Source organism: Alkalihalobacterium sp. TH-98, assembly GCF_057473385.1.
This window is the reverse complement of sequence record NZ_JBYCKM010000054.1, coordinates 30,455-42,588: the sequence shown is the minus strand read 5'-3', so window position 1 is coordinate 42,588 and position 12,134 is coordinate 30,455. Positions and strand designations below refer to the sequence as shown.

Below are 12,134 nucleotides of genomic sequence, written 5' to 3'. Positions count from 1 at the left end.
CGGCAAAGTCCTATATTTTATAATTGAAAATTCACCTGCCAGTCTATACTTTAAGGTAGTTAGAAAGTAGGTTTTAGTATGTTTCGATTGTTACTATTGTTAATTATCATTGTTCCGGCGTTAGAAATCGGTGTATTAATATTATCCGGCAATTATTTAGGTGTATGGCCTACTATTTTTCTTATTGTGTTAACAGGGGTAATAGGAGCTTGGTTAGCTAAGCGAGAAGGGCTTCAAACCTTACGTCTGGCCCAAATGCAAATGCAACAGGGCCAGTTGCCAAGTGGTGTAATCTTAGATGGCATTTGTATTTTAGTTGGAGGAGTTGTTCTACTCACTCCAGGGTTTATTACGGACTTTATTGGTTTTTATTTATTAATTCCATTTACTCGAGCAACAGCAAAGGCCTTCTTATTGAAGATTTCACAACGAATGATCAATAGTGGTAACTTTATTTTTATTTCTAGAAAGTAATTTACGGTTCCATGAAGGCCAAAACAAGGCAGCACTGCAAGAGAAGTGTCTTTCATAGAGGCAATGAAGGCCAAAACAAGGCAGAACTGCAGGGAAGTGTCTTTCATAGAGGTGATGAAGGCCAAAACAAGGCAGAACTGCAAGGGAAGTGTCCTTCATAGAGGCAATGAAGGACAAAACAACGCAGCACTGCAAGAGAATTGTCCTTCATGGAGGCGATGAAGGACAAAGTAAGGAAGAACTACAAGGAAAATGGTCTTCGATGACGAACTGACGAACCGTGTGTTTTTACTCAATAAAGCGCCATACACATTTAAATCAAAAAGGTTGGGGTATCAAGAAAACCCAACCTTTTTTTGTGCTTTTATATTATTAATTGTGTTGTTAATTTCTGTCAGTGATTTTAAAGTTTCTCCCCGATCTCGTCGCTCCTTATTTTTGGCTGTAGTCACACCTTTTTTTGGAAAACAAAATCGCGAATATCATGAAAAACATTTGCTTTATAAAGCGTATTAAGAAAAACTAAGCTGGCTGGTCCAATCATTAGCCCAAGAAATCCAAATAATTGAAAGCCGACAAACAAAGCGATTAACATTGCTAAAGGATCAACACCAATACTACTGGATAATACTTTCGGCTCTAATAATTGACGCTGGACTAATATAATTCCATAAAGTACACAAAGACCGATCGTTAACGAAAGTTGCCCAGCAAAAAAAGTATATATAATCCACGGAATAAAGATAAGACCTGTTCCTAAGTATGGTATTAAATCAACAATGGCAATCACCACAGCTATTGTAAACGGGTAATCCACCTTAAGGATCAGCAAGCCGGAAAGTACGAATATAAATGTAATTGAAATTAATGTAAGCTGGCCCACCATATAGCCGAAAAGAGCTTGTTTTAAATCATTCAGGACCTTGATCGTACTTTCAGTTACTTTGGGTGGTAATGTTTTTCGAATGAAACGAGTTATTTTATACCAATCTTTACTAATAAAAAAAGTGGCCATGATAGTAAAAATAAATACAGTTGCTAAATTTGGCAATGAAATAAGAAATTCTGATAAGCCATTGAAAATTTTCTGAACTGTTGTTCCTGCAGTCGTTGCAATTTCTGAACTGAACGTTTGGATATAATTCATAATCGTCGACTGCTGCTCTGTCTCTAATGAGTTGATCGAACGAATAATTTGTTCATAAATAGGAAGTAAGGTCGTAAAGAAAAATCGCTCCATATAAAGAACTAATGTATTAATATGATAAGGAAGTACGTTCGCTAAGTGGTTAGACCCAGAGATGATTTCAGCGATAAAGAAAGTGATAAGTGCAGAAAAAATAATCAGTATTAGTAACAGTGAAAATAGGACGGCTATTGCTCGGTTCAGTTTCCAGCGAAATTCTAAGAAATTGACGAGTGGGTTCATGATAAATGCTAGTATAAATCCAAATAGAAAGGGGTAGGTTACCGATGTAACATAATATGAACTAATAAATACAAGAAAGATAATAAAGATAACAAAAAGAATACGCAAAGCCAAAGATAATTGCTCTTTGTTCAAAAAATCGCCCCCTAATGCTCTGCTTGTACATCATATGAACTTGGTGTAAAAAAAATGAGGAGACTGGCGAAAATATATGAAGGTTTTTGTAAGGTTACGAGAATAACTTTATTATTTTTCCAATATAAGCCCTTCAGGTAGTGCTGTGTACTATAATAGAAGCTAAAAATAATCTTCTATTATGAAACATAGCGAATATTGAGAAATTATGATATGATGAGTTTTGAGGATTGTCTATGGAGGAAGGATGAACAGTTAATTTGTTGTCTCAATCATCATTGTTTTTACTGATTCTACTAGTCATTAGCTGGTTAGGGAAAAACCAGTCTTTACTAGTAGCTGTGGTTGCACTCCTATTATTAAAGTGGACTGGGCTGGGTGACAAACTCTTTCCGATTATACAAGCAAAGGGGATCAATTGGGGAGTAACAATACTTACGATTGCCGTTTTAGTACCCATTGCAACTGGTGAAATAGGGTTTAAGTAACTGACAGAATCACTAAAATCGTCGTATGCATGGATCGCGTTATTTTCTGGTATAGCTGTCGCGTTAATTGCAGCGAGCGGAGTCGATCTTTTGAAGGACGACCCGCACATTACAACAGCGTTAGTATTAGGCACCATTTTGGCCGTTGTTTTGTTCAAAGGTATTGCTGTAGGACCTTTAATTGCCGCAGGAATCGCATACTTAATTATCCAACTTATATCAATTTTTACAACTAATGGAGGCTAATTTTGCCTCGTTTACTATTGTCAGAAAACTCAGATTAGTAAAACTTTTAATGATATGCGATGAATATGTTGATTAAACGTTCACAAAATCTTAAAAAATGTTTATAATGTAAGTTGATTGAAACTTCCTTCCTACATAGTTTTTAGATGGAAATGTAAGCATTTACTTTTCCTCGTGTAATATCTGTATGAATATAACAGGGTAAAAGGAGAGGTTGAGAAATGAGTACTACAAAGGGTCTTGAAGGAGTTGTAGCAACAACTTCCAGTGTGAGTTCTATCATTGATAGCGTTTTAACTTATCAAGGATATGATATTGATGATCTAGCTGATAACGCAACATTTGAAGAAGTTATTTATTTACTTTGGAACGGTAGATTACCGAAACAAGATGAGCTTGATCAATTAACGAAGGATTTAGCGGACAACGCTGACATTCCTCAAGAAATTTTAGATTTTATGAAAGCTTATCCAAATAAGGATGTTCATCCTATGGCAGCTCTTCGTACAGCGATTTCTAGTTTAGCATTGTATGATGATCAAGCTGATGTAATGGACGAGCAAGCTAACCGCCTTAAAGCTATTCGTTTACAAGCAAAAATTCCAACGCTTGTAACAGCTTTTTCACGTATTCGTGAAGGTAAGGATCCAATCACTCCACGTAAAGATTTAGGATTTGCTGCAAATTTCCTTTATACATTAACTGGAGAAGAGCCAGATGAAATCGCGATAAATGCATTTGATAAAGCGCTAGTTCTCCACGCTGATCACGAGTTAAATGCTTCAACGTTTACTGCTCGTGTCTGTGTTGCTACTTTATCTGATGTGTATTCTGGGGTCACAGCTGCAATTGGTGCATTAAAAGGACCTTTACATGGTGGCGCCAATGAAGCTGTTATGAAAATGTTACATGAAATCGGTGAAGTAGAAAATGTTGAGCCATACATTCGCCGAGCTTTAGATAATAAAGAAAAAATTATGGGCTTTGGACACCGTGTATACAAAAATGGTGATCCACGTGCAAAACACTTACGTGAAATGTCTAAGAAATTAACTTCTATTACTGGTGAGCCTAAATGGTATGAGATGTCAATTAAAATTGACGAAATGGTAACTGGTGAAAAAGGTTTATTACCAAATGTTGATTTCTATTCAGCAAGCGTATACCATAGTCTTGGAATTAAATATGACTTGTTCACTCCGATCTTTGCAGTGAGTCGTACTTCTGGATGGTTAGCTCATATCTTAGAACAATACAGCAACAACCGTCTAATTCGTCCACGTGCAGAATATGTTGGTCCAGACAAACAAGTTTACGTTCCAATTGACCAACGTTAATAAGATTATTAGTGTATAATGTCAGGAGGAGGAAACTCCTCCTTGTACATATTTTATTGTTAAAAACATAGAATGAATTCTATGTTTTTAACTAATCTTAGTTAGGGAGGTAATTGTGATTATGGCAAATGGAGAAGCAATTAAGGTAAATAATGGGGTTTTAGAAGTACCAAATAATCCAGTCATTCCGTTTATTGAGGGAGATGGAATTGGACCAGATATTTGGGCAGCTGCTTCAAGAGTATTAGATGCTGCAGTTGAAAAAGCATACAACGGTGAAAAGAAAATTGAGTGGAAAGAAATCCTGGCTGGTGAGAAAGCATTTAATGAAACAGGTAACTGGTTACCAGAGGAGACTCTTGAGGCTGTACGTGAATACATAATTGCGATTAAAGGACCGTTAACTACTCCAATTGGTGGAGGATTCCGTTCATTAAACGTTGCACTTCGTCAAGAATTAGATCTATTCACTTGTTTACGTCCTGTACGTTACTTTACAGGTGTTCCATCACCAGTAAAACGTCCTGAAGATACTGATATGGTGATCTTCCGTGAAAATACTGAAGATATTTATGCGGGTATTGAGTATCAATCTGGTTCTGAAGAAGTTAAGAAATTAATCAGCTTCTTACAAAATGAATTAGGTGTTGACAAAATCCGTTTCCCAGAAACTTCAGGTATTGGTATTAAGCCAGTATCTCAAGAAGGTACTTCACGTCTAGTGCGTGCTGCTATTCAATATGCAATTACTGAAGGACGTAAGAGTGTTACACTAGTTCATAAAGGTAACATCATGAAATTTACTGAAGGCGCATTTAAGAACTGGGGTTATGAGCTTGCTGAAGCAGAGTTTGGAGATAAAGTATTTACTTGGGCTCAATACGATGCAATCGTAGAGCGTGATGGTAAAGATGCTGCAAATGAAGCACAAGCAAAAGCAGAAGCTGAAGGCAAAATCATCATTAAAGATGCAATTGCTGATATCTTCTTACAACAAATTTTAACTCGACCAGCTGAGTTTGATGTAGTTGCAACAATGAACTTAAATGGTGATTACATTTCAGATGCACTAGCTGCACAAGTTGGTGGTATCGGTATCGCACCAGGTGCCAACATTAACTATGACACTGGTCACGCTATTTTTGAAGCTACTCACGGTACAGCTCCTAAATATGCAGGTTTAGATAAAGTTAACCCATCTTCAGTATTACTATCTGGTGAATTAATGCTTCGTCACCTTGGATGGACTGAAGCTGCTGATTTAATCATGGGTTCAATGGAAAAAACAATTGCAAGTAAAGTTGTAACATATGACTTCGCACGCCTTATGGAAGGTGCAACTGAAGTTAAGTGTTCTGAATTTGCAAATGAACTTATTAAAAACCTTTAATACCCTTTAAGTTTAGATTTTTATCAAGGAAAGTGTTCAACACTATTGAACAACCTTTAATCTGGTTGTTTGAGATGAAAGATTAAATATCTGGATTTTTCAAACAACCACTAATAACGCAAAGGGAGTGTGAATAATGGCAATCAAACGCAGAAAGATTTCTGTAATTGGCGGAGGTTTTACGGGTGCAACAACTGCACTTATGGTAGCGCAAAAAGAATTAGGAGATGTAGTACTTCTAGATATTCCACAGATGGAAGGACCAACTAAAGGAAAAGCATTAGACATGCTTGAGTCTACACCAGTTCAAGGTCTTGACTCTAACATTATTGGTACTTCTAACTATGAAGATACTGCTGGTTCTGATGTTGTAGTTATCACTGCAGGTATTGCACGTAAGCCAGGTATGAGCCGAGATGACCTAGTGAACACAAACGCTGGTATCATGAAGGCTGTTACTAAAGAAGTTGTAAAATACTCACCAGAATGCTACATTATCGTATTAACTAATCCTGCTGATGCTATGACTTACACAGTATACAAAGAGTCAGGATTCCCGAAAAATCGCGTATTAGGTCAATCAGGTGTTCTTGATACTGCTCGTTTCCGTACATTTGTTGCTCAAGAATTGAACGTATCAGTGGAAGATGTAACTGGTTTTGTTCTAGGTGGACATGGAGACGATATGGTACCACTTATTCGTTATTCCTATGCTGGTGGAATTCCATTAGAAAAACTTATCTCAAAAGATCGTCTTGAAGCAATTGTTGAACGCACACGTAAAGGTGGCGGTGAAATCGTTGGTCTTCTAGGAAATGGAAGTGCGTACTACGCACCAGCAGCTTCATTAGCTCAAATGGTTGAAGCCATCCTGAAAGATAAAAAACGAATTATCCCTACAATTGCGTACTTAGAAGGCGAATATGGATATAGCGATCTATATGTAGGAGTTCCCACAATTATCGGTGGAGACGGTATCGAAAAAGTGATTGAATTAGAGTTAACAGCTGAAGAGAAAACTGCTTTAGACCAATCTGTTGAGTCTGTTCGTAACGTTATGTCAGCTTTACCGAAAGCATAAATAATTAAACTTAAAAAGAATTTAACGAATGACACACGTAGTCTTGCTGCGTGTGTCATTTTTTTTAGCTTTATAAGTTGTATAAGATCAAAGATTTCTAGCTCCAGTACGTAGCGAGACTTCGCTAATAAGTCGACATCTGGTCACTAGCGTTCACCGTGTTTCCTTTATAAAAGAACTATATTAAGATAAACATAGTTAATAAAACATCATTAGGTGAGTAAATGAAAAAAATTCTCAATCAAATTTACATGAAATTTACATTCGTTTGCTATAATCAAAAGAAAGATTACAATTTTAAATAACCTTAATATCGGAGGACGCTATGACACAAAGATTATTAGTTGTAGATGATGAAGAGTCTATTGTAACGTTACTTCAATTTAACTTAGAACAAGCTGGGTATGAAGTAGTGACAGCTATGGATGGGGCATCTGCATTTGAATTAGCTCAATCACAGCCATTTGATTTAATCGTTTTAGATTTAATGATTCCCGAAATGGACGGATTGGATGTATGTAAACAAATGCGATTAAATAAATTAATGACACCGATTTTGATGTTAACTGCAAAAGATGATGAGTTCGATAAGGTTTTAGGTTTAGAGCTTGGTGCCGATGACTACATGACAAAGCCTTTTAGTCCGAGAGAGGTTGTTGCAAGGGTACGGGCCATATTAAGAAGGGTCGGCCAAAATCAAAGTGATCAAGAGGTATCCAGTACTGAAGGTACAGTTATTAGTGTTGGTGAAGTCGATATCTATCCAGAAAACTACGAGGTTCAGTATAGAGGTCAGCCGATGGAATTAACACCGAAAGAATTTGAGCTGCTTTTATATTTAGCAAGTAATAAAGGAAGAGTATTGACTCGAGACCAATTACTAAATGCAGTTTGGAACTATGAATTTGTGGGAGACACACGAATCGTGGACGTTCATATTAGCCACTTAAGAGAGAAGATTGAGCCAAATACGAAGAAACCGATTTATATTAAGACCATTCGTGGATTAGGTTATAAATTAGAGGAGCCTCAATTAAATGGGTAAGTTTCGTTTTCGATTAGTGTTTTCTTTACTTGCAGTCACGCTTATTGTGCTCGCAAGTCTTGGACTAATCATTGGTCAATTATTTAAGGAATTTTATTTCGAAAGTCTTACCGATCGCTTAAAGAAAGAAGCTGAATTAGCAGGATTAAGTGTTTTAGAAGTAGGATTTAACGAAAATGAGGAGTCTCAGGAACTAGCATTAAGAATAAGTGAGAAGCTTGACACGAGGGTAACGATTATTTTGGCAGATGGTACAGTCGTTGGTGAATCGGCGACAGATCCGCAACTAATGGATAATCACATTTATCGTCCTGAAATTCAATCTGTGATTGAGGGAAAAGCTCAATATGAAATTCGCTATAGTGATACTGTCGGTAAAGAACTGCTATACTATGCAGTTCCAGTTGAAGAAGCGGGGGAAACGATAGGCTTTTTGCGACTTGGCATCCCTTTTGAAGAACTTAATAACATGAACCAAAAAATCTGGGGTCTTCTAATTTTTAGTTTCTCTTTAGCGTTTTTTGTTATTGTTTCCGTTTCGTATCGAATAGCAAACCAAATGATTCGTCCAATTGAAGCAGCGACGAAAGTGGCAAACTCTCTTGCTGAAGGAAATTATAAGGCTCGAACAATAGAAGGTAGTCATGATGAAGTTGGTCAACTAAGCCGTTCTATTAATGTATTAGCTTATAACTTGGACCAAATTACTAGAAGACATCAAATTCAACAAGAGAGAATGGAAACATTGATCGAGAATATGGGAAGTGGTTTGATCTTTATTAATCCACGAGGAGATATTTCGCTTATTAATCGGTCGTGTAAAGATATTTTCCAAGAAGATACGGATTTATGGTTAAACCGCTTGTATCATGAAGCAATATTGCATAAGGAAATTATCAAAATTGTACAAGATATTTTTATGACGGAACAAAAACAAAGAAAACAAATTAAATTACCCATTCACTTAGAAGTACGGCACTTCGATGTATATGGAGCGCCTATTATTGGAGAGGATGAAAAGCTCCGCGGGATTGCTCTTGTCTTCCATGATATCACTGAATTAAAGAAATTAGAGCAAGTGAGGAAAGACTTTGTTGCCAATGTCTCTCATGAATTGAAGACACCAGTGACCTCTATTCGAGGATTTACTGAAACGCTTTTAGATGGAGCGATGGAAGAACAAAAGCTGCGCGAACAATTCTTAACGATTATTTGGAAAGAGAGTGAGAGGTTGCAAAACTTAATTCATGATCTCCTAGAGCTCTCGAGAATTGAGCAGCAATATTTCAAATTAAATTGGCAGAAAACGAACATATCGGATATTGTAGAAGATGTTCATACTCTATTAAGTCGAAAAGCTGCAGAAAAAGATATTCAATTGAATATTAAAAGTAGTGGGGACACGGTTATAGATGGCGACCCTGTACGAATAAAGCAGATCGTTATAAATCTTGTTAGCAACAGTATTACGTATACTCCAGCAAGCGGTGAAGTGTTCGTTGAAGTGGAGCAACAAGGTGAAGAAGTTGTCTTGAAGGTAAAAGATACAGGGATCGGGATTAGTGAAAGTGAATTACCTCGTATTTTTGAGCGATTTTATCGAGTGGATCGCGCAAGGAGTCGTAACTCAGGTGGAACAGGATTAGGGCTTGCAATTGTAAAACATTTAGTAGAAGCACACCATGGTAAAATTGATGTGGAAAGTCATGTAGGTAAAGGTACACTATTTTTGATTACATTTAATAAAGAAGTGAAAGCTGAACATGGCTTTTTTTAGACCATAAAGTCAAGCCATAAAAAATGAAATAGATGGAGATGTTAAGTAGAAATATTTACAAAAGATTAACATTTCCTTCATTCCAAATTTACGGTTGAAAGATATAATTAACTCGAACGGTTTCATCAATGCCTGTAAACTGGATGTTTAGCTCATCCCTTCATGCAGTTTACGGAAGTTGTTTTACATCCCCTTGTTAGGACAAAAGCTTCCCCTTAGCTTTTGTCCTTTTTTTTGCGCAGATATCCCTCTTTTTCAAAGCGGGTGCCTGTAACTATGGTTGCCGTATACCCTTTACCTCATAAGAAGAGGGCTCCAGCCTATACACTTTAAGCGATCGCATCCATTTTTGTATGTATAGCTTCAGTGTATTTATGTCAAGAAATTAGCGGACTCACAGGCCCTTATTTCTGTAAAAATTGCTCCTTTTTTAATTTAAAGGACTCAGAGGCTCTTGTTTACAATTTTTCGTGTTGTTTTTTAATAAATCTAAGAAAATAGGGGCCTCTCAGTCCCCTAAATACATAAATAAGGTGATTTTTGTTAAAATAGCGTCCTCTCAGTCCGCTTAACAGAGAACCTTCATAAATATCAACCGAAACTGCCAATGTTAGCCTCCAGCGCTTGTCGCCGATAAACAAGTACCTTCTGCCTTGCCATTTCTAACTCCATAAATTGTAACTTTGTTAAATCAATGGGAGTATGTTATTTATCCTATATTCTTGTAAGCTTATATACTATAATAATAGTATGAAACTTTTTCTTAAGTGTTTCGTAATAGTTAAGAGAAAGAAAGTGTAACTTTCTAAAATATGATGTGAAATAGAAAGAGGGGATGAAATGGTCACAATTAAGCAATTGATTGTAGGTTTTTTATCTGCAGTCGGAATAGGAATTTTAGCTTTATTTATAGCGACAGGTTGGTATATTGTAGACGAGACAGACCAAGCAGCATTAATTACGTTTGGTAAAGTTGAAGAAACAATAGCTGAACCAGGTCTAAAATTTAAAATGCCTTGGCCTATTCAGCGAGTTGAGATCTTATCAAGAACGACAAATAACCTTCGTGTAGGCTTTGAAGAACGAAATGGAGAACTAAACTATACAGATGAAGCCAAGATGATTACGGGTGATGAAAACATCGTTTTAGCTGATCTGATCGTTCAGTGGAGAATTACCGATCCAGAAGAGTATTTATTTAATGCAGATAATCCTGAACAAATCTTATTTAATGCGGCATCCGCTTCATTAAGAGGGGTAATTGGAAGTTCGAGAATCGATGCTATCTTGACAGACGAACGACCAGAAATCGAAGCAAAAGTTAGAGAAAATCTACTGTCTTATATGGAGACTTATAAAGTAGGAATTACTGTAATGGATGTTAAACTTCAAAACGTTGAATTACCAAACGAGGAAGTAAGACGTGCATTTACAGAAGTTACAGATGCTCGTGAGGAACGATTAACAAAAATTAATGAAGCCAATAAATATCGTAACCAGTTAATTAATGAAGCAAAAGGGGAGCAAGATGCAATCATTTCCCGAGCAGAAGGTACAAAAGCAGAACGTATGGAACGTGCCCGCGGGGATGTTGCAAGATTTAACGCTCTTTATGAGGAGTATTTAATTAATCCAGAAGTTACAAGACAGCGTCTAGTTCTAGAAACACTAGAAGAAGTATTACCAGGAACAGATATTTACATTATGGATAATAACAATGATACGGTAAGTTACCTGCCGATCCGACCTATTGAACGCCGTGCAAATCAATCTAGTGAAGGGGGGAACAACTAATGAGTGATAATAATATTGTAGATTTAGAGGAACGCCGCCCAACCGAAGAGTGGAAAAAATATACACGTGTCGGAGTTTCATTAGTTATCGTTGTCGCCGTAGTTGCAACCATCCTTTCTAACCTATTCATCGTTGAACAAGGCGAATATAAGGTTGTACGTCAATTTGGTGAAGTTGTAAGAATTGAAAGTGAACCAGGTTTAAGTTATAAAATCCCATTCATTCAGTCGGTGACAACATTACCGAAATATCAAATGGTTTATGACATTACACCAGCAGAAATTAATACAAGAGATAAAAAACGTATGCTTGTCGATACGTATGCGGTATGGAGTGTTGACGACCCGCGAGATATGATTTCTAATGCGAGGTCCATTCAAAATGCTGAGTCGATTATGGGTAACTTTATTTTCTCTGTTATCCGTGCAGAATTAGGGCAACTCGATTATGACGAAATCATTAATGACGAAGCATCTAACCGTGGAAGTTTTAATGAACGTGTCCGCGACCGTGTAAATGAGTTATTAGCAAGAGATAATTACGGAATTCAATTAACGGATATTCGTATGAAACGTACAGATTTACCTGAAGAGAACGAGCAGGCGATCTTCCGTCGAATGATCTCTGAGCGTCAATCAACAGCTCAAGATTATTTATCGCAAGGTGATGCAGAAGCGAACCGTATTCGTGCAAATACTGACCGTGAAGTACAAGAAATCGTAGCGAAGGCAACAGCTGATGCGAATGAAATCATTGGTGAAGGTGAAGCTGAAGCTGCCCGTATCTACAATGAATCTTTTGGACGTGACACAGAATTCTATAACTTATATCGCACCCTTCAATCGTATGAAAAAACTATTCAAGATGAAACTGTTATTGTCCTTCCGGCTGACTCGCCATATGCTCGTATTTTGATGGGCTATACTAATTAATAAATG

9 protein-coding genes and 1 pseudogene are annotated in these 12,134 nt (G+C 36.9%); 9 read left to right on the top strand and 1 reads right to left on the bottom strand.

Annotation, left to right across the window (positions count from 1 at the left end; all coding sequences use genetic code 11):
• Window positions 1-78 precede the first annotated feature (78 nt).
• Window positions 79-474 carry an FxsA family protein gene (locus AC2VNP_RS20855; RefSeq protein ID WP_486919204.1) on the top strand — a complete coding sequence of 132 codons (396 nt, stop codon included), beginning with the start codon at window positions 79-81 and terminating at the stop codon, window positions 472-474.
• A gap of 448 nt (window positions 475-922) precedes the next feature.
• Here AC2VNP_RS20855 and ytvI read toward each other — a convergent pair whose 3' ends face one another.
• On the bottom strand, window positions 923-2,038 hold the full coding sequence (gene ytvI / locus AC2VNP_RS20850) for a sporulation integral membrane protein YtvI (RefSeq protein WP_486919203.1): 1,116 nt from the start codon (window positions 2,036-2,038) through the stop codon (window positions 923-925).
• A gap of 260 nt (window positions 2,039-2,298) precedes the next feature.
• On the opposite strand from ytvI, the pseudogene AC2VNP_RS20845 reads away from it, so the two are divergent.
• From AC2VNP_RS20845 to hflC, 8 genes and pseudogenes are all read left to right on the top strand, one after another.
• Window positions 2,299-2,772 (top strand): annotated as a pseudogene (locus tag AC2VNP_RS20845) (DUF441 domain-containing protein).
• 221 nt (window positions 2,773-2,993) lie between these two features.
• A complete protein-coding gene (gene citZ / locus AC2VNP_RS20840; protein ID WP_486919202.1) occupies window positions 2,994-4,109 on the top strand; it encodes a citrate synthase in 1,116 nt (371 codons plus the stop codon).
• 121 nt (window positions 4,110-4,230) lie between these two features.
• The gene (gene icd, locus AC2VNP_RS20835) at window positions 4,231-5,499 is read left to right on the top strand and encodes an NADP-dependent isocitrate dehydrogenase (protein WP_275116969.1); all 1,269 of its coding nucleotides are present in this window, start codon (window positions 4,231-4,233) and stop codon (window positions 5,497-5,499) included.
• A gap of 136 nt (window positions 5,500-5,635) precedes the next feature.
• Window positions 5,636-6,580, top strand: a complete 945-nt coding sequence (gene mdh / locus AC2VNP_RS20830; protein WP_486919200.1) for a malate dehydrogenase — start codon at window positions 5,636-5,638, stop codon at window positions 6,578-6,580.
• Between the two features lie 325 nt (window positions 6,581-6,905).
• Window positions 6,906-7,625 carry a response regulator transcription factor gene (locus AC2VNP_RS20825; RefSeq protein WP_486919199.1) on the top strand — a complete coding sequence of 240 codons (720 nt, stop codon included), beginning with the start codon at window positions 6,906-6,908 and terminating at the stop codon, window positions 7,623-7,625.
• Window positions 7,618-9,402, top strand: a complete 1,785-nt coding sequence (gene pnpS, locus AC2VNP_RS20820) for a two-component system histidine kinase PnpS (protein WP_486919198.1) — start codon at window positions 7,618-7,620, stop codon at window positions 9,400-9,402. The genes AC2VNP_RS20825 and pnpS overlap by 8 nt, the downstream gene beginning before the upstream one ends.
• Before the next feature lie 840 nt (window positions 9,403-10,242).
• Window positions 10,243-11,196 carry an FtsH protease activity modulator HflK gene (gene hflK / locus AC2VNP_RS20815; RefSeq protein ID WP_486919196.1) on the top strand — a complete coding sequence of 318 codons (954 nt, stop codon included), beginning with the start codon at window positions 10,243-10,245 and terminating at the stop codon, window positions 11,194-11,196.
• Window positions 11,196-12,128, top strand: a complete 933-nt coding sequence (gene hflC, locus AC2VNP_RS20810; protein WP_486919194.1) for a protease modulator HflC — start codon at window positions 11,196-11,198, stop codon at window positions 12,126-12,128. Before hflK ends, hflC begins: the two co-directional genes overlap by 1 nt.
• The last annotated feature ends 6 nt before the right edge of the window (window positions 12,129-12,134 follow it).